We start from the raw sequence: 18,408 nt of genomic DNA, 5'->3' as shown, positions 1-18,408 counted from the left end.
GTTCAGCTCACCTCCAGCGTCGGTACGACGACGGCCGGCGGCACCACGCGGGCGAAGCGGTCGCGTCGCGCGACCGGCTCGCCCTGGGTGCCGCGCTGGCCGGCGATTTTGCTCGCGGCGATCTCGAGCGTCTTGCCCTTCTCCGTCTCGACCGTGATCACGTCGCTCGGCCCGAGGGCGAGCGCGGCGCCGACCAGGCGCTCACCTTCGGCGACCCGCATGACGACGGAGCCCTTGCCCGGGCCGGAGAGCAGGGCGAGCTCCTCCACGGCCACGCTGAGCGCCCAGGCGTCGCTCGAGGCGCAGAGCACCCGGTCGGCGCCGTCCACCGCGTGGACGAAGAGCACCTCGTCGCCCTCGTTCAGCTTGGCGAAGCGGCGCCCGGAGCGCGTCGATGGATCGCGGTGCGGCCGCAGCGAGAACCGGAAGCCGAGGCCTCCTCGGGTGATCGCGAGCGCGAAGGGCGGCTCCGGCTCGGCGGAGTCCGGGGTCTGCGCCGGGACGTCGAGCGCCCTCGGATCGAAGGACATCAGCGCGATCAGCCGCTCGCCGTCGGCCAGCTTGAACAGCTTCTGCACGGGATCGCCGTAGCCGGTCGACTGCGGCACGTCGTGGATGCGGCACACGTAGCAAGCGCCGAGGTTCGAGAAGAACGCGACCGTCGACCGCGTCGAGCCGGCGACGGCCGCGAGGACGCTGTCTCCCTCGCGGATGCGCGTCGAGGCCAGATCCTTCACCTCGCGGACCCGCTTCACCCAGCCCTGCGCCGAGAGGATCACGTTCGCGTCCTCGGCCACGATGAAGTCCTCCGCCTGGTACTCGGGCTCGTCGATCGAGCCGACCACCTTCGTGCGGCGCTTCTCGCCGTAGGATCCCTTGATCTCGACGAGCTCGTCGCGGACGATCCCCCAGCGCTTCGCGTCGCTCCGGAGCAGCCCTTCGATCCGCTTGGCCTCGGCGCGCTTCTCGCCGAGATCCTTCTGCACGAGCAGGATCTCGAGCCGCGCCAGCCTGTAGAGCTTGAGCTCGAGGATCGCGTCCGTCTGCTCCTCGTTGAGGGTGAAGCGCTTCATCAGCTTCTCGGCCGCGTCGGCCTTGCCCTCGCTCTTGCGGATGATCCGGATCACCTCGTCGAGCGCGTCGAAGATCTTCTCGAACCCCTCGAGGATCGTGATCCGCCGCCTCAGCTCGCCGAGCTCGAACTCGAGCCGCCGCGTCACCGTCGCGTAGCGGAAGTCGAGGAACTTCGTCAGGATCTCGTGCAGGCCGAGCCGCCGCGGCGCGGCGATCTCCGCGTTGTCGGTGGGCACGAGGCAGGTGAGGTTCACCTGCACGTTGATCGCGAGCGGCGTCTGTTTGTAGAGGTACGCCATCACGAGCTGCGCGTCGGCGCCGCGCTTGAGCTCCATCACGATGCGCACCTCGCCGGTCGACTCGTCGCGCACGTCCACGAGCGTCGGCAGCTTCTTGGAGAGGATCACCTCGGCGATCTTCTCGACGATCGCCTTCCGCTCGATGCCGTACGGGATCGAGGTGATCACGATCTGCGGAGCGGCGCCGCGCTTGCCGTCGCCCTCTTCCAGCTGCCACTCGCCGCGGAGCTTCAGCGAGCCCTGGCCCGCCGTGTAGACGGCCTCGAGCTCCTTCTTCGTCGCGTGCAGCTGACCTCCGGTCGGGAAGTCCGGCCCCTTCACGTACGACAGCAGCCGGTGCGTGGTGAGCTCGCGGTTCTCGATCAGCGCGACGCACGCGTCGATCACCTCGCCCAGGTTGTGCGGCGGGATGCTCGTCGCCATCCCGACCGCGATCCCCTGCGAGCCGTTCACGAGGAGGTTGGGGAAGCGCGACGGAAGGACGATCGGCTCGAAGCGGGTCCCGTCGTAGTTGGGACGAAAGTCCACGGTGCGCTGGCCGAGCTCGCTGAGCAGCTCCAGCGCCAGGGGCCGGAGCTTCGCCTCGGTGTAACGCATCGCGGCGGGCGCATCGCCGTCCACGGAGCCGAAGTTCCCGTGGCCGGCGATGAGCGGCGCCCGCATCACGAAGTCCTGCGCGAGCCGGACCATCGCGTCGTAAATCGCGACGTCGCCGTGCGGGTGGTACTTACCCATCACGTCACCGACGACCGCCGCGCTCTTCCGGTACTTCGCGTCCGGCCCGAGGTGCAGGTCGTGCAGCATCGCGTAGAGGATGCGGCGCTGCACCGGCTTCAACCCGTCGCGGACGTCGGGCAGCGCGCGCGACGTGATGACGCTGAGCGCGTAGTTCAGGTACCGGCGCTGCGCCTCGTCGGCGAGCGAGGTGTCGGGCGCCGGGGGCGGCGGCGGCTCGCTGTCACCGGGCCGGCCGCCACGGCGGCCCTTGCGGGACGCGTCACCGTCGGACGGAAGGGAGGGGGTTCGAGACACGCGATGCTCCAGAGAGTGCGCGGGCACCGGACGAACAGGTGCTCCGATGTTCAGGTGAACGCTGGCGAGCCTCGGCAATTACCCAGGGGCTCGCGCTCGGTCAAGGCTGCCTCGCCGGAATTTCTGGCAGCGAGTGCTCGCCTGCGCTCGTGCGGCCCCTGGCATAGCGTCAGATGGCCGCGAGATCGACCCGGACGCGGGCAGCGCAGCGCGACCTGACGGCGACGCCTTGATTTCGGCGTCCGCCCTTGAGACTCACGGCGCGCTGGGCTACGGGGTGGCGCCTTGTACGCGACAGGCACCCGTCCCATGCTTCGCCTTCTCGGCCGCTGGCTGCGGCTCGTCTGGCTCGGCCTCTTCCTGGTGTTCGTTGCAGTAGCGGCGATACGGCCCCGGCTCGCGGCAGCTCAGGTGCCCGGAGGTGCTCCGGGCGCGCAGCCGCCCCGGGGCGGCGCCGCGCCGCCTGCCGCCCCGGCCAGCGCTGCGCAGCCGCCCGCGCCGGCCGACGCGACCGTGGGAGCCCAGCCCGGCGCCGGTACACCTGCGCAGGTCGCCGCCGACGCCGTCGAGCCGACGCTCCACCTGGCGCCCACGGAGGCCGAGCTCGCTCGGGGGCAGCCGGTCGTCCAGGTCGCCATCGCCGGCAACCGGCGGGTCTCGACCGAGGACGTGCTCGTCTACCTCGGGCAGACGCGGGTCGGCAGGCCGTTCACCCCCGAGGGGCTGGCGCGCGACGTGCGCGAGCTCTGGGACTCCGGCCTGTTCGACGACGTCGAGGTCGACCTCACGCGCCGCGACGACGGCGTGAGCCTGAGGGTGCTGGTCCGCGAGCGCCCGAGCATCAAGGCCATCGAGTTCTCCGGCAACAAGGAGATCGACAGCGAGGACCTCACCGAGGCGCTCTCCGTCGAGATCAAGACCGGCACGATCCTGAGCTACGCGGCGATCCGGCGCGGCGTGCAGAAGCTCCGCGACAAGTACGCCGAGGAGGGCTTCTTCCTCGCCGAGGTCAGCTACGAGGTCAAGCCGGAGCGGGAGAACCAGGTCACCGTCAAGTTCACGATCAAGGAGCACTCGCCGGTCACCGTCCGGCGCATCACGTTCATCGGGAACCAGAACATCTCGGACGAGGAGCTCCGGGAGGTCATGATCACGGGGCAGGGGGGCTTCTTCGCCTTCGGCACCGGCGGTCCGTTCCGCCAGGACGCGTTCGAGCGCGACGTCCTCGTGATCAACGCGCTCTACTACGATCGTGGCTTCCTCGCGGCGCAGGTCGCGACGCCCAGGGTGATGCTCACGCCCGACCGCACGGGCATCGAGGTCACGATCACGATCAACGAGGGGCCGCGCTTCCGCATCCGCTCGCTCCGCGTCTACGAGCGCGACGCCGACGGCCGCGAGATCGAGCCGCTCGGCGGGCGCCGCGCGCTGCGCGAGATGGTGCGGGCCAAGCCGGGCGACTGGTTCAACCGCGCCGAGCTGGCGAAGGATCTCGGCGCGATCCAGACGCTCTACCGGGATGCCGGCTACGCCAACGTCGAGGCGTCGCCTGACACCCAGCTCGACCCGGACAGGCGCGAGGTCGACATCACCGTCGGCATCCGCAGAAACCAGCTCGTCTACTTCGGGCGCATCGAGATCCGCGGCAACACGAAGACGCGGGACAAGGTGATCCGCCGCGAGATGGAGGTGGAGGAGCGGCGGCTGTTCAGCGAGACGAAGCTGGAGCGATCGAAGCAGCGGATCACGGCGCTCGGCTACTTCGAGCGGGTCGACATCTCCACCGAGCAGGGCGACGACCCCCAGCACATCAACGTCAACGTCGACATCGGCGAGAAGCCGACGGGCACCTTCCAGATCGGCGCGGGCTTCTCGAGCGTCGAGAACTTCATCGCGACGGCGCAGGTCCAGCAGGCGAACCTGCTCGGGAGCGGCCAGTCGCTGTCGCTCCAGGCGCAGATCTCGGGATCGCGGCGCCTCATCGACGTCCGCTTCTTCGAGCCGTACCTGTTCGACAGCCCGTTCTCCGCGGCGGTGAGCGTCTACAACCAGCTGCGGACCTACACGGAGTTCTCGCAGACCTCCACCGGCGGCTCGCTCACGCTCGGCTACCCGCTCATCGAGCCGGAGCTGCGCGCGCAGCTGACCTACACGCTGGAGAACGACGAGATCTCGTCGGCCACGAACACCGGCCTCGGCACGGCAGAGGAGCGAGCCTCGTTCCAGCGGCTCCCGCTCTACAACCTCTTCAACGCCGGGCTCACGTCGAGCATCCGCCCTGCGCTCACCTTCGACACGCGCAACAACCAGCTCTTCCCGACCTCGGGCATTTACCTGCAGGGCTCGGTGGAGCTCGCCCACAGCGCGTTCGGCAGCGAGAACGAGTTCCTGCGGTACCGCGCCACAGGGAGGTTCTACTACCCGATCACGGACAGCCTGGTCCTCAAGCTGAACACCGAGGCCGGCATGGTGACGAGCCCCAACCCGCAGGGCGTGCCGATCTTCGCCCGCTTCTTCCTGGGCGGCATCCTCGACGTGCGCGGCTTCGAGATCCGGGACATCGGCCCGCGCCTCCCGCTCCGCGAGTCGCTCGATCCGAACTCGCTGCCCATCGCGAACGGCGCGAACATCGGCGGCAACCTGATGTACTACCAGAACCTCGAGCTGGAGTTCCCGCTCCTCGAGGCCGTGCAGATCAAGGGCGTCGTCTTCACGGATCTGGGCAACGCCTGGAATCTCGAGAAGCTGTACTGCAACGCCGCCCCCGCATCGCCGCACGACGTCACGAACCCGTGCTTCTCGGCCGAGCGGCTCCTCGACGTCCGCACCTCGTGGGGATTCGGGCTCCGGTGGTTCTCCCCGCTCGGACCGCTGCGCTTCGAGTGGGGCTTCCCGTTCAAGCGGCTGCCCTACGAAGAGACGTACAAGTTCGAGTTCAACATCGGTAACTTCTTCTGAGCCCCTGGCCGGCGGGCGCAGCAGGGACGTGCGCGTTCCCCGGGGGGGGCCCCGACGGGGGGGCTGGTCGCGGCCGAGCGGGCCCTGCCCCAGAGCGTCCTGGATGGCGCGCAGCGGGCGTCGCGGCCGCTGGAGGGGGTCGGCGCCGGGCGGATCGCCGTGAAGTCCGGGGGCGGCGGTTGCTCGTCGGGGGCGCCGCTGTTAGGTGGAGATCCATGCGCCCGGAGCACAGCTCGATGGGGTTCCCCAAGCCAGGCAAGGCCCTGCTGGGGATGATGATCGCGATCGGCTGTATCTGGGTGATGTTCACCCTGGGCCTGAACTGGGGGGGCGCCGGCGAAGGCGTGCTCGAGCCGTTCCTCGGCATCAGCGAGAAGGTGCTCCACGGCCAGGTGTGGCGGCTGCTCACCGCGCCGCTCGTCCACAACCCGAGCGATCCCTGGCACTTCGTCACGACGCTGCTCGGCCTGTATTTCCTCGGTGCCTCGCTCGAAGAGCGCTGGGGCGCCAGACGCACGCTGGCGTTCCTGTTCGGCTCCGCCGCCTTCGCGTTCGCGCTCCAGGTGGCGGTGGGCGCGCTCCTCCCGAAGATGGCGCGGCCGGTCTTCTACGGCGGGCTCGGGATGATCGAGGCGGTCGCCGTCGCGTGGGCGCTCGCGCACCGACATGCCACGGTCCGCCTCTTCTTCGTCCTCCCCGTGACGGGCACCATGCTGCTCGTCTTCATCTTCGGGATCTCGGTGCTCAACGTCATCGCCATGCGCGCGCCCCCCGAGGGGCTGATCACGCCGTTCGGGGGCATGCTCGCGGGGTATCTCTTCGGCGACTTCTCCCCGCTGCGCCGCTTCTATCTGCGGATCCGCTTCCGTCAGCTGCAGGCGCAGTCCGCCGCGCTCCGCCGCGTCCCCGCGGCGCGCGGCCGCTCCGGCGGCGTCCCGCTGAGGGTCATCCCCGGCGGCCAGAAGGACCCCCCGAAGGACAAGCGCTATCTCAACTGAAGGGGTCGCGCGGCGCCCCGCCCCGGCCGCGCTCCCAGGCGTTCAGGGCGTGGCGCACCGGCGGAGCTCTTCGAGCGTCTTCGCGCGGGTAAGGCAGCCGAGCTCGCCGGGGTCCACCTTGCTGCCGGCGAGCTCCCGCTTGCAGTCGGATGTCCACTCCGACGAGAGCCTCTCGCCCTCGCTGTCGATCACCACGGAGGCTTTCCCCGGGCCCCCTTTGGCGGCGGACCCCACCCGCTTTGCCTCCGCTGCCCACGCGGTGCGCATGCCTTCGCCGATCGTGCGGCAGTCTTCTTCGGAGATCGTCTTGGTGCAGCCGCCGAGGACCGCGCTCGCGAGCACGAGGAGGGCCACGGCGGCGCGCCGCTCGCCGAGCGAACGGCTGCCCGCGCGAGCGCGTGCTCGGCCAGCGAGAGGCCAGCAGCGCGGCCCGCGCGGCAGAGCTGCCTTCGTTTGGCGAGCAGGCCAGCCCACGGACTAGCTGTCGATGAAGCTCTTGAGCTGCTTCGAGCGGCTGGGGTGCCGGAGCTTGCGGAGCGCCTTCGCCTCGATCTGCCGGATGCGCTCGCGCGTGACCTCGAAGTCCTGACCGACCTCTTCGAGCGTATGGTCGCTCTTCTCGCCGATGCCGAAGCGCATCCGGAGCACCTTCTCCTCGCGCGGCGTCAGCGTCTTCAGGACCTTACGGGTCTGCTCCGCGAGGTTCATGTTGATCACGGCCTCCGCGGGCGAGATCACGCTCTTGTCCTCGATGAAGTCGCCAAGGTGCGAGTCCTCTTCCTCGCCGATGGGGGTCTCGAGCGAGATCGGCTCCTTCGCGATCTTCAGGACCTTGCGCACCTTGTCGAGCGGGAGCTCCATCTTCTCGGCGATCTCCTCGGGGGTCGGCTCGCGGCCGTACTCCTGCACGAGGTAGCGCGAGGTGCGGATCAGCTTGTTGATCGTCTCGATCATGTGGACCGGGATGCGGATCGTCCGCGCCTGGTCCGCGATCGCGCGGGTGATCGCCTGCCGGATCCACCACGTCGCGTACGTCGAGAACTTGTAGCCGCGCTTGTACTCGAACTTGTCGACGGCCTTCATGAGGCCGATGTTCCCTTCCTGGATGAGGTCCAGGAACTGGAGGCCGCGGTTCGTGTACTTCTTCGCGATGGAGACGACGAGGCGGAGGTTCGCCTCGACGAGCTCCGCCTTGGCGCGCTCCGCCATCCGCTCCCCCTCGCGGATGTTCTCGTAGGTATCGCGGATCGCCGCGACGTCGATGTTGAGCTCTTCCTCGACCTTCTTCAGGCCCTTCTGGGCGTTCTTGATGGTCGATTCGAAGTCGTTGAGCTCCTCGCGCTGGACGTTGAGCTTCTTGGCGAGCCGCCCCTCGAGGGCGCGGTTGCCCTTCACCTTGATGAGCTCGCGCTTGAGCTCGCCCTTCGAGAGCCCCGTGCGCCGCTCCAGCTCCGTCGCGCCCGCCTCGGCCTTCTCGACCTTCGAGATGAGGCTCTTCAGCTTCTGGACGATCTTGTCGATCGTCCGCTTGTTGAGGCGCATCTCCTCGAGCGTCGTCACGAGCTCGGCTGTCGCCTGCGTCACCTCGACGTCGATCTGCTTGCGGCGGACCTCCGTCTTCACCTCTTTGCGCTCCTCCAGGAGCTCCGCCTTCTTCTTGTCGACGCGCTTCACCTTGTCGATGAGGCGGATGATGCGCCGGTCGGCCTCCTCCTCGTCGAACTCCTGGTCGTCGTTCTCGGCGTCCTTGATGAGCTCCTTCACCCGGATCTTGTGCTTCCGGAGTTTCTCTCCGAGATCGATGATCTCGCGGACGGCGATGGGGGAGTCGAGGATGGCGGCGTTGACCTTCTGCTCGCCGATCTCGATCCGCTTCGCGATCTCGACCTCGCCCTCGCGGGTGAGCAGCGAGACGCTGCCCATCTTCCGGAGGTACATCCGGACGGGGTCGTTCGACTTCGAGTAGTAGTCGACGTCCTCTTCCTCGCGGTCGGGCGTGACGACGAGCTTCTTCTCGCCCGCCTCCTCGTCCGCGATGCGCTTCGGCGCGATCTTCACCTGGGTCGCGCCGTCGACGATCTCGATGTCCTCGTCGCCGAGGGCGCCCACAACGTCGTCGAGCTGATCGGGCGCGACGTCCGCGGGGAGCGCGTCGTTCACCTCGTCATAGGTGAGAAAGCCTTTGCTCTTGCCGGTTTCGACGAGCTTTTCGAGCGTCTTCCGGTCCTTCTCCGACCGCTCGGCCCGGATGCCCGCGTCTCCTTTGTTGCTTGGGCGCGCCCCCCCCTCGGCGTGCCCGCGTGTCGATGCGTGCCGCGCGCCGTTCAGCGCGCCGCCCCCCGCAGCCCTCGCGACCCCGCCTGCCCGACCGGAAGATTGCTTGGCCTTGCTCGCCATTACCTCATGCTCCACTTACGGCGATCAGCTCGCCGCGACCGACAAGACACCAAATGACTCCGATAAACTCTAGGGATCACGCACGTCGAGTCACCACGGCGAGGCGACCCGGAACGCATCAAGGAAGACCGAGACCCCCCGCTCTTCGCTGGAATAGCTCACGCAGCAAAGCGTTTTCAGCATCAGCGTCGACCGCGCTCTTCTGGAGCTGGCTCACGACGGCTGCTTTTTGTCGCGCCAGGGCTTGTCTGCTCAACTTTTGTGAATTCTCCAAGAGCGTCGCCTTGGCCGTTGAGGCCGCTTCGAAGACAGGCGAGACCAGCCGTCCAGCCGCGAATGAATGGATCGGAGCCGGGACTTGCGCAAGAAATTCGCTGGCGGCAAGACCCATTTCAAAAGTGAAATTTTGACGCGCTGCAACAATTGCCAGGGCGACGTCGCCTTCAAGGCACTCCAGCGCCGTCTGGAGATCGTCGTCGGCCAGAAGCTCGGGGAAATCGAGGATCGCGCCCAGGATCTCCAAGCTTACCTCCTGGATTTGCGCGCGCGAGCGAGCGCGCTCCCACGTCTCGGTCGTCTGTCCGGAGGGGATCACCTCGCGGGTAGGCTGGCTCCGCGGGCGGGAGAGGGACTCCTCGACGACGCGCTCCAGCTGCCGGAGGTCGTCCGGTGAGCGGCCGCCGATCACGAGCTTCGAGGAGAGGCGATCGGCGTAGAGCTTCGCCATCATCCTGAGGTTCGGGTCGTCTTCTTCAGAGAGCAGCGCGGTCACGGCGCGCACGCGGGCGAGCTGCTCGGGCAGCGACGAGCCTCCGAAGCTGTCGCCGTCGAGCGCCTCGTCGATCAGGTGCTCGAGCAGGCCGCGCGCCGCCTTGACGATGCGCGCGATCGCCTCCGGGCCGTGCTTGCGCGCGAGGTCGTCCGGATCGACGCCGGAAGGCAGCACGGCGACGCGCGCGCTGAGCCCCGCCTCACGGCACGGGGCGCGCGCCGCGCGCGTGGCCTTCTTGCCGGCCGCGTCGCCGTCGAACAGCAGGATGACCGCGGGCGCGAAGCGCTTGATGAGCTTCGCCTGCCCGGGCGTGAAGGCGGTCCCGAGCGGGGCGATCGCCTGGCCGATGCCGCGCGCGTGGAGCGCGACGACGTCGAAGTTGCCTTCCACGAGGATCGCCTCGCCGCGCTGGCGGATCGCCTGGCGCGCCTGGTGCAGCCCGAAGAGGTGCTCGCCCTTCGTGTAGATCGGCGACTCGGGGCTGTTGATGTACTTCGCCGGCGCGCCGTCGGCCTGCGGCGCAGGGCCGGTGAGGCCGAGCGACGAGAGCTCGGAAGGGCTGGGATCGGGCAACGCGCGTCCGCTGAACGCGATCACCCGGCCCATCACGTCGGTGACGGCGAACATGAGCCGGTGCCGGAAGCGGTCGTAGTGTCCGCTCCCCGACGAGCGCGGCACGAGGAGCCCGACGCGCTCCGCGAGGACCGGGGAGACGCCTTGCTGTCGCAGGTACGTGGAGAGCCCGTCCCAGCCGAACGGGGCGTAGCCGATCCGGAACGCCTGGAGGGCGTCGGCGATCGGGTCGGCGGCTCCATCGCCGTCGCGGAGGGGCAGGCCGCGCCGCTCGAGCTCCTCGTGAGCGTGGCGCGCGAGCGGGTGAGGAGCGCTGCCCGGCCCCCCGCGGAGGCTGTGCTCGAAGAACGTCGCGGCGAGGTGGTTGACGGCGTAGAGGTCGTCCTTCGACCTGCGCGCCGCCTGCGCCTCGCGCCGCTCGGCCTCGGTCAGCGACTCCGCCACCTCGATGCCGGCGCGCTCGGCGAGCGCGCGGACCGCCTCCGCGAACGTCCGGCCCTCGAGCTTCATCACGAAGTCGATGGCGCTGCCGGTCTCCTTGCAGCCGAAGCAGTGGTAGAACCCGCGGTTCGGGCTCACGTGGAAGCTGGGCGTCTTCTCCTTGTGAAAGGGGCAGAGCCCGGTGAAGGAGTGCCCTCGGCGGGCGAGGCGCACGCTTTCGCCGATGAGCGCTACGAGATCCGTGCGCTCTTTCACGAGCGCGATCGTCTCCGGAGAGATCATGGGCTGCCTTGGGGGCTCCGTGCGTGCGGGGCCCGCAGATCATCACGGGTGGACTCAGATGGCGTGGCGGCGTCCGCGCCAGCGCCTCGGCGGTACGGGCGGCTCGCGAAGCGGGAGACCCCCCAGTCCCTCGCGGCCTGTGTGGAGACAAGTGTCCTGTGTGGCGGCCGCACGTGCAAGGCGGTAGCCGCCAGAGACGTCACTTCGGATCGGGGAACGGAGAGCCGGGCTTCTTGTGGTCCGTCAGGCTCTCGTCGGGCTGGGAAGCCTCGACCATCTCGTCGACCGGCGGCGCCTCGGCGTGCTCGGCCAGGAAGCGTGTGTCTTCGCGGACCATCGGAGGGGGCGGATCGCCGATGAGCTCGAGCTCGGTGGCGAGCCACTGCTCCTCTTCGATGAGCGCCCGGCGGCGCGGATCAGTCAGGTCGCCTTGCCAGTGGTCGAGCTCGGTGTCGACCTCCTTAAGCCGGCGGCGTACCCTCACGACGTCGACGTCGTCCTTCACCGCGAAGCGCTCGGTGAGGAGCAGCGCGGTGTCGCCGGCGACCTCGACGAAGCCGTGATGGACGGCCAGGCGGTGCTCCTGACCGTTCTGGTGGTAGGTCACGAGGCCGGTCCGGAGCGCGGCGAGCAGCGGGAGGTGACCCGGGAGCACACCGAACTCCCCGGCGACGCTCGGCGCGGTCACGTCCGTGACCTGCTCGCGCAGCGCGACGCCGGTCGGCGTCACGATCTCGAGGAGGATTGTGTCGGCCATGGCTGCGTCAGGACGCCCTCTGCGACGCCTTGGCCTTCACGTCCTCGATGCCGCCCACCAGGTAGAAGTCCTGCTCCGCGACATGGTCGAGCTTGCCGTCGAGGATCTCCTCGAAGCCCGCGATCGTGTCCTTGAGCGGCACGAGCTTGCCCTCGAGCCCGGTGAACTGGGCGGCCACGAAGAACGGCTGCGACAGGAACTTCTGGATCTTGCGGGCGCGCGCCACGACGAGCTTGTCGTCCTCGCTGAGCTCGTCCATGCCGAGGATGGCGATGATGTCCTGGAGGTCCTTGTAGCGCTGCAGCGTCTGCTGGACGCGCCGCGCGACGGAGTAGTGCTTCTCACCGACGATCTGGGGATCGAGCATCGTCGAGTTCGAGTCGAGCGGATCGACGGCCGGGTAGATGCCGAGCTCCGAGATCGCGCGCGACAGCACGGTGGTCGCATCGAGGTGGGCGAAGGCCGTGGCGGGCGCGGGGTCGGTCAGGTCGTCCGCGGGGACGTAGATCGCCTGGACGCTGGTGACGGAGCCCTTGGTCGTCGAGGTGATGCGCTCCTGGAACGCGCCCATCTCCGTCGAGAGGGTCGGCTGGTAACCGACGGCGCTCGGGATGCGTCCGAGGAGCGCGCTCACCTCGGAGCCGGCCTGGGTGAACCGGAAGATGTTGTCCACGAACAGGAGGACGTCCTGCCCCTCCTCGTCGCGGAAGTGCTCGGCCACGGCGAGCGCCGAGAGCGCGACGCGGGAGCGAGCGCCCGGGGGCTCGTTCATCTGGCCGTAGATCAGCGCGGCCTTCGAGATGACGGGGCTGCCGTCCGCGAGCTTCGACTCGCTCATCTCGAGGAAGAGGTCGTTGCCCTCGCGCGTCCGCTCGCCGACGCCGGCGAAGACGGACACGCCGCCGTGCGCCTTCGCGACGTTGTTGATGAGCTCCAGGATGAGCACCGTCTTGCCGACGCCGGCGCCGCCGAAGAGGCCGATCTTGCCGCCCTTGCGGTAGGGGGCGATCAGGTCGATGACCTTGATGCCCGTCTCGAAGACCTCGACCTTGGTCGACTGCTCGATGAACGGGGGCGGCTCCCGGTGGATCGGCGCCACCTTCTTGGCGTGCACGGGCCCGGCTTCATCGATCGGCACACCGACGACGTTCAGGATCCGGCCGAGGCACTCGTTGCCGACCGGCACCATGATGGGCTTGCCCGTGTCGCGGACTTCCATCCCGCGCACGAGGCCGTCGGTGGAGTCCATCGCGATCGTGCGCACCGACGACTCGCCGAGGTGCTGGGCGACCTCGAGCACGAGGTTGTCCGGCTCAGCCGAGATGCTCGGGTTGCTCAGCTTGAGCGCGTTCAGAATCTTGGGCAGCTGGCCAGCCGGGAAATCGACATCGACGACCGGTCCGATGACCTGGGTGATCTTTCCAACAACCATGGAGCGGGAGTCCTCCTCGTACGTGCTTTGACGAGTCGCGGGGCCCACTAGCACGGACCTGCGCGTCCGACTAGTGCCGTGTGCCAGAAATTCTGCGGGATTTTTGACGGCCACGTCGCTGCGGACGCGCGGTCGTGGGCGAGTTTTCCGGGGGCTGGGCTCCGCGCGGGACGTCCGGGGGCGACGTCCAATCTCGCATCACTCGCCGGCTCCGGCGACGGGGCGCCGGCGCTCAGCGTCCCCTGGCGGCGGCGATCCGCGCAAACGCCTCCACGCTGAGCGTCTCGCCGCGAGCGTCGAGCGAGATGCCGGCGTCCTTCGCGTGCCGCTCGAGCTCCTGGGAGGACCAGCCATAGAGGTTCTTCCAGGCGTTCCGGAGCGTCTTGCGGCGCGCCGAGAACGCGGCGCGCACGGCGGCGCGGAAGGCGTCCGTCTCCTCGGCGCGCCGCGGGCGCCACGGCGTCAGCACGACGACCGCCGAGTCGACCTCGGGCCTCGGGTAGAACGCGCCGGCGCGCGCGATCAGGAGGCGGCGCACGTCGAACGCGGCCTGCACGAAGACCGAGAGCGCGCCGTAGTCGGCGCTGCCCGGGGCGGCGACCAGGCGATCCGCGACCTCGAGCTGCACCATGAACACCGCGCGATCGATCTGATGCGCGACGGTGGTCGCCTGCTCGAGGAGCCGGCCCGTGATGTGGTACGGGAGGTTGCCCGCCACCGCGTGCGGGCGCGCGTGGCCGGAGAGCGCGCCGACCCAGTCGACCTGCGCTGCGTCGGCCTCGAGCAGCGTCAAGCGGCCTTCCTCGATCGGCCCAGCGAGCTGCTCGCGCAAGATCGGGACGAGGTCGCGATCGCGCTCGATGGCGACGACGTGCGTGGCGCGATCGAGGAGCGGCCGCGTGAGCGCGCCGAGCCCTGCTCCGATCTCGATCACCGCGCCGCCCTCCGTCGTCGTGGCCGCCTCGGCGATCCGGCGCGCCGCATCGACGTCGACGAGGAAGTTCTGCCCGAACCCCTTCTTCGGGGAGAGACCGCGTGTGCGCAAGAGCTCTGCGATGGCCATCGCCCGTCCTCAGATCTGCGGTGGGTGCGCCCCGTCGTGGGCTACGTCTGCGGCTCTGCTCGGCGCGGCCGCCGCGCGCAGCCGCACCACGCGCACGCCGGCCTTGCGGAGCACGGCTTCGCGGCGGGTCTGAGCCACCCGCGCGCGGATGAGCACCGCCTCGGCCGCGATCGGCGCGAGCTCCTGGAACGCCTTGTTGGACGGCGTGGGGCCGCTCTGCCCCTCGTCGCCGTCGCTCTCCTGCGGTCGCGGCGCCTCCCAGGGAGGCCCGAGCCCTGGCTCGAGATCCGGGAGCGTCCACACCACGTGAACAGCCTTCCGCGAGAGCCGGCGCACGGCCTCCGAGAGCTGGCCCAGCTGCGCGTCGGCCGGAGGCGACGCGAGGACATAGACCATGCTCGCGCGCGGCTTGACGCGCGCGATGTGCGTGAGCGACTCGGCGATCGCCACGGCGGGATCGCGCCGATCCGGCTCGGCGCGCGCGGGCGACTCGATGCCGTAGCTCGCGAGGTAGCGGCGCAGCGTCCGTTCGCGCTGCGAGCGCCCGAGCGGCGCCGGCGCCGAGAACGGCGCACGCGCGCGCATCGACTCCGCGCGGGCCGCCAGCCGGTCGAGGTCGCCGCGGCGCAGGTCGTCGAGCCCGCGCGCGTCGAGCGGCCTGAGGTGCTCGATGACGCGGGCCGCGACGTCCGACTCGTCGAGCTCGCTCCGATCCGCGTCGTAGGTGCCGCACCCGACGGTGAGCGCTTGCGCGATCTTCTGGCCATGCCCTGGGCCGTGATCGGGCGCGATCGTCACGCGCGGGCCGGGGGCCAGGACGATGAGCCCGACGCGATCGCCGCGCCCGAGGTGCCTCGTCGCGATGGCCGCGGCCTCGTCGATCATGAGATCGAGCGGAGCGCGGCCGAGCGGGCCCGCCCAGAGCTCCACCGCCGCGTCGACGAGGACCCAGACCACATCCCGCTCCTCGCGCTCGAACTCCCGCACGAGCAGTGTGCCCCGGCGCGCGCTGGCCTTCCACGCGATCTTCCGGAACGGGTCCCCCGGCTGGTGCTCTCGCAGCTCGCGCAGGTCGTCTCCTTCGCCGCGTACGCGCCCGGGCTTGCCAGAGGCCGCGAGGAGGTGACTGCGTCCTCCGCGCGGCTGCGTCAGGTACGGCATGAAGGGCCGCGGAAGCACCTCGATGCCATACGGGTTCGCGAAGGTCAGGGGCACCTCGAAGAGGCCCGGGGCGCCGTGGACCTCGAGCGCGAGCCCGTGGAGCCCGTGCTGGCCGACGCGCGGCGTTCGCACGATGACCTTCACCTTGAGCCGACCCGAGGCGGAGACTTCGCCGCGGTTCGGCTCGATGCGCACGTCGAGCTGCGACGAGGCGATGGTGCGCAGCTTGACGTAGCGAGCCGCGAGGGTGTCGCGGTTCCGAACCTCGGCCTCGATCTCCACGGTGCCTCCGCGCGCGGAACGGAGGATCCGCCGCGAGCCGCCCCAGAGCATCTCGAACCCAGCCGCGCGGATGCGCGCCACCGACACCAGCGTCACGCCGCGGGCGAGCGCGATCGCGACCAGGATCGCCCCGCCCCAGCCGACGATCGCCGGCTCGCGCGCGATGAGCCCGGCGCCCATGACCGCGACGCCGGCGATGGCCAGGTGGGCGGCGGTGCGCGTGGGGTAGAGCTGCATGCGGATCTACGCCGGCCGCGCCGCGCGCCGGTACCCCACGCGCTGAACCGCCTCGTCGACGATCGTGTCGCGCGCCTTGGGATCCACGTCGGCCTCGGGTACCAGCACCAGGCGATGGGCCAGCGTCGCTTGTGCCATGCCGCGCACGTCGTCCGGCGTGACGAACGGGCGCCCGCCGATCACCGCCGCCGCCTTGGCCGCCTGGACCAGCGCGAGCGTCGCCCGCGGCGATGCGCCGAGCAGGACGCGCGGGTGCGTGCGCGTGAACGCGGTGAGGTTCACCGCGTACTCGTACAGATCGTCCTCGACGTGGATCCTTCGCGCGACGCCCTGCAGCATGAGGAGGTCCTGGACGGAGAGGGTCGCCCGCGCCCGCGGCGCCTCGACGTTGTGCGCGCGGAGCATCGCCACCTCGTCCTTGTGCTGCGGGTAGCCGAGGCTCACGCGGATGAGGAACCTGTCGATCTGCGCCTCGGGCAGCGGGTAAGTCCCCTCGAGATCGATCGGGTTCTGGGTCGCGAGCACCATGAAGGGCGACGGAAGCTCGAAGCGATCGCCTTCGATCGTCACCTGTCGCTCCTGCATGGCCTCCAGGAGGGCCGACTGGGTCTTCGCCGGGGCGCGGTTGATCTCGTCGGCGAGCACGAGGTTCGCGAAGATCGGACCGGGGCGCAGCGTGAAGGTCCCCTCCTTGGGCGACAGGACGTAGGTCCCCGTGATGTCGGCGGGCAGGAGGTCGGGGGTGAACTGGATCCGCCGGACCGACGCGCCCAGCGCGGCCGCGAACGCCTTGACCAGCGTGGTCTTCGCGACGCCGGGGACGCCCTCCAGCAGCACGTGCCCCTGCGCTAGCAGGGCGGTGAGCATCAGATCGATGGCGCGCGACGAACCGATGTAAACGCGCGTGATCTCTCGCCGGACCGCCTCGATCCGCTCCTTTGCCGCGGAGATTTCGTCGACGGCGACGGCCTGAACCTGGTTCATCGAGCGCCTTTGTCTGGGTGGGGTGGTGCGAGCTTCGCGTCGGTTGGCGACGGGGACGCCGTCGCAGGATCGGGGGGCGCGCCGGGGTGACGTCCGCGCGGTGGCTTCCGGCCGTCCGCGCCGCAGGCGGCGAGGACATGCCGCACGACGTCGGCGGCGTGCAAGAGCGCGGGCCTCGACACGTTCGCCGGCTTGCCGGCGACGACGGACGCTTCGACTCGGTACATGGTGCCCAGAACATCCTTGAAGGCCGAGAGGGCTCGCTCGTCAAGAGATCCCTCTCGCGCGACGATCCGCGCGACCGTCTCCTGCGCCGGATTTGCCTCCAGGCCGAACCGCAAGGACAGCGCCTCGAACAGGGCGCTCTTCAGCTCGAGGAACGCGAGGCCCCGCGGGGAAGAGGGGGCGGCGAGGACGGCGAAGCGCCCGGCTGCGCCTCCCTGCGCGACGAGCGGCGTCGGTCGGGCGTACCGGGGGAGCGGGCTGCGGTAGGGCCGTGCGGAGGCGCGCGCGGTCCAGATCGCGAGGCCGAGGCCGGCGAGCGCCGCGAGCGCGAGGAGGGCGCCGCCCGGAAGCCCGTCGCGGCGGGCGTCCTCGACGGCGCTCGCGAGCGCCTTGACCTGCGCGTCGAAGTCCTTTCGGAGCGACGTCTCGCCGCCGAACGAGCTCTCTTCGTCGAACCGGTTCGCGACGATGTGGAGCCGCCCTCGGCGCGGCTGAGCCCCATCCTCGTCGACCAGATAGCGCGTCAGGCCCGAGGCGAAGGCGCGGTTGCCCGGGTACCTGAGCATCATGTTCATCAGCGCGGACGGGTCGCCCATCGCGAAGAGCCGGCCCTTGCCGACCTGCCCGGCGACGGCGAGGATCACGTCCGGCTCGCTGACGGCGCGGATCCGCAGCACGGGCGAGAGGTTCGGATGCCGGAGGCCGGTCGCGTGGTTCGTGACGAGCCGCTCGACGTGGCTGACGACGGGGTGCCGGCCGACGGAGTGGCCCCCGACGGTGTCGGCGACCGGCTCCGCGATCGCGAGGGAGGGCCGGTTCCGGAGCGCGGCGAGCGGCCGGGCTGGCGTCGGGATGCGCTCGATCTGGAATCGCCGGAGCGTGTCGTCGCCGCGGCCGAAGTCGTCGATGATGGCGAGCCGCCCGCCGGCCTTCATGAAGGCGGTCGTCTCGTCGGCGTCGAGCGTTTGCAGCGGGTGGAGGACCAGGATGCCGTCCTCGGGGCCGACCTGGCTCCAGTCGAGCACAGCGACGGGGTGGACCCTCGCGGCCCCCAGCTCCGCGCGCGCGATCTCGAGAAGCTCCGAGCAACCCTCCCAGCTCGGGTCGTTCACGTCGAAGGCGGCGCCCGCTGCTCGGGCGGGCGCGAGCAGCGCCATCAGTGCGACCAGCGCCGCCAGGAAGGAGCAGGATGTGACCTGCGAGCGCGCCGGCCGACGCCGATCTTCCCGAACAAGTTCGGAAGCGGAGCCGGAACTGGAACTGGAAGCAGAACCGGAGCCGGAACCGGAACCAGAAGCAGAACCCGACCCGGGACCGGACCTCGATTCTGAGAAGCATGCGTGCGCAAACCACGCGCCGTGCCGCGTCATGAGCGCTGCGAACATACCACTGTCGGCCCGACCGATAACCTTGACCCGCCATCCCACATTGCTAGATTCGC

General features: G+C 69.9%; 12 protein-coding genes. 2 read left to right on the top strand and 10 right to left on the bottom strand.

Features of this window, described 5'->3' with window-relative positions; genetic code table 11:
- Nucleotides 1–2 precede the first annotated feature (2 nt).
- On the bottom strand, nt 3–2,405 hold the full coding sequence (locus WMF34_RS22995; protein WP_012237083.1) for a DNA gyrase/topoisomerase IV subunit A: 2,403 nt from the start codon (nt 2,403–2,405) through the stop codon (nt 3–5).
- A 309-nt stretch (nt 2,406–2,714) separates the two neighbouring features.
- Here WMF34_RS22995 and bamA point away from each other — a divergent pair, with 309 nt between their 5' ends.
- Complete coding sequence (gene bamA, locus WMF34_RS22990; protein ID WP_437994549.1) at nt 2,715–5,363, top strand: outer membrane protein assembly factor BamA; 2,649 nt, start codon at nt 2,715–2,717, stop codon at nt 5,361–5,363.
- A 215-nt stretch (nt 5,364–5,578) separates the two neighbouring features.
- Nucleotides 5,579–6,361, top strand: a complete 783-nt coding sequence (locus tag WMF34_RS22985) for a rhomboid family intramembrane serine protease (protein ID WP_012237081.1) — start codon at nt 5,579–5,581, stop codon at nt 6,359–6,361.
- Between the two features lie 42 nt (nt 6,362–6,403).
- On the opposite strand, the gene WMF34_RS22980 is transcribed toward WMF34_RS22985, so the two are convergent.
- The 9 genes from WMF34_RS22980 to WMF34_RS22940 form a co-directional block, all read right to left on the bottom strand.
- Entirely contained in the window at nt 6,404–6,715 is a 312-nt protein-coding gene (locus tag WMF34_RS22980; protein ID WP_437994548.1) for a hypothetical protein, read from the bottom strand.
- A 123-nt stretch (nt 6,716–6,838) separates the two neighbouring features.
- On the bottom strand, nt 6,839–8,758 hold the full coding sequence (rpoD, locus tag WMF34_RS22975; RefSeq protein ID WP_012237079.1) for an RNA polymerase sigma factor RpoD: 1,920 nt from the start codon (nt 8,756–8,758) through the stop codon (nt 6,839–6,841).
- A gap of 118 nt (nt 8,759–8,876) precedes the next feature.
- Nucleotides 8,877–10,826, bottom strand: a complete 1,950-nt coding sequence (dnaG, locus tag WMF34_RS22970) for a DNA primase (RefSeq protein ID WP_012237078.1) — start codon at nt 10,824–10,826, stop codon at nt 8,877–8,879.
- Between the two features lie 199 nt (nt 10,827–11,025).
- Nucleotides 11,026–11,583, bottom strand: coding sequence for an ATP synthase F1 subunit epsilon (atpC, locus tag WMF34_RS22965; protein ID WP_012237077.1), 558 nt, complete (start codon nt 11,581–11,583; stop codon nt 11,026–11,028).
- 7 nt (nt 11,584–11,590) lie between these two features.
- Complete coding sequence (gene atpD, locus WMF34_RS22960) at nt 11,591–13,015, bottom strand: F0F1 ATP synthase subunit beta (RefSeq protein WP_012237076.1); 1,425 nt, start codon at nt 13,013–13,015, stop codon at nt 11,591–11,593.
- 232 nt (nt 13,016–13,247) lie between these two features.
- The gene (rsmA, locus tag WMF34_RS22955) at nt 13,248–14,078 is read right to left on the bottom strand and encodes a 16S rRNA (adenine(1518)-N(6)/adenine(1519)-N(6))-dimethyltransferase RsmA (RefSeq protein ID WP_012237075.1); all 831 of its coding nucleotides are present in this window, start codon (nt 14,076–14,078) and stop codon (nt 13,248–13,250) included.
- A 9-nt stretch (nt 14,079–14,087) separates the two neighbouring features.
- On the bottom strand, nt 14,088–15,758 hold the full coding sequence (locus tag WMF34_RS22950; RefSeq protein ID WP_437994547.1) for a DUF58 domain-containing protein: 1,671 nt from the start codon (nt 15,756–15,758) through the stop codon (nt 14,088–14,090).
- 6 nt (nt 15,759–15,764) lie between these two features.
- Entirely contained in the window at nt 15,765–16,742 is a 978-nt protein-coding gene (locus tag WMF34_RS22945; RefSeq protein ID WP_012237073.1) for an AAA family ATPase, read from the bottom strand.
- Entirely contained in the window at nt 16,739–18,124 is a 1,386-nt protein-coding gene (locus tag WMF34_RS22940) for a DUF4350 domain-containing protein (RefSeq protein ID WP_044965519.1), read from the bottom strand. The genes WMF34_RS22945 and WMF34_RS22940 overlap by 4 nt, the downstream gene beginning before the upstream one ends.
- Between the last annotated feature and the right edge of the window lie 284 nt (nt 18,125–18,408).

Source organism: Sorangium sp. So ce145, from assembly GCF_051525985.1.
Classification (GTDB): domain Bacteria; phylum Myxococcota_A; class Polyangia; order Polyangiales; family Polyangiaceae; genus Sorangium; species Sorangium cellulosum_B.
Note: the sequence above shows the minus strand (reverse complement) of the source record. Positions and strands in the feature narration are given on the sequence as shown.

What these genes read in the sequence shown, in the direction of transcription:
- bamA (WP_437994549.1), top strand. Translation starts at nt 2,715, where the DNA reads ATGCTTCGCCTTCTCGGCCGCTGGCTGCGGCTCGTCTGGCTCGGCCTC.
- WMF34_RS22985 (WP_012237081.1), top strand. Translation starts at nt 5,579, where the DNA reads ATGCGCCCGGAGCACAGCTCGATGGGGTTCCCCAAGCCAGGCAAGGCC.
- rpoD (WP_012237079.1), bottom strand. Translation starts at nt 8,758, where the DNA reads ATGGCGAGCAAGGCCAAGCAATCTTCCGGTCGGGCAGGCGGGGTCGCG.
- dnaG (WP_012237078.1), bottom strand. Translation starts at nt 10,826, where the DNA reads ATGATCTCTCCGGAGACGATCGCGCTCGTGAAAGAGCGCACGGATCTC.
- atpC (WP_012237077.1), bottom strand. Translation starts at nt 11,583, where the DNA reads ATGGCCGACACAATCCTCCTCGAGATCGTGACGCCGACCGGCGTCGCG.
- atpD (WP_012237076.1), bottom strand. Translation starts at nt 13,015, where the DNA reads ATGGTTGTTGGAAAGATCACCCAGGTCATCGGACCGGTCGTCGATGTC.
- rsmA (WP_012237075.1), bottom strand. Translation starts at nt 14,078, where the DNA reads ATGGCCATCGCAGAGCTCTTGCGCACACGCGGTCTCTCCCCGAAGAAG.
- WMF34_RS22950 (WP_437994547.1), bottom strand. Translation starts at nt 15,758, where the DNA reads ATGCAGCTCTACCCCACGCGCACCGCCGCCCACCTGGCCATCGCCGGC.
- WMF34_RS22945 (WP_012237073.1), bottom strand. Translation starts at nt 16,742, where the DNA reads ATGAACCAGGTTCAGGCCGTCGCCGTCGACGAAATCTCCGCGGCAAAG.
- WMF34_RS22940 (WP_044965519.1), bottom strand. Translation starts at nt 18,124, where the DNA reads ATGGCGCTGCTCGCGCCCGCCCGAGCAGCGGGCGCCGCCTTCGACGTG.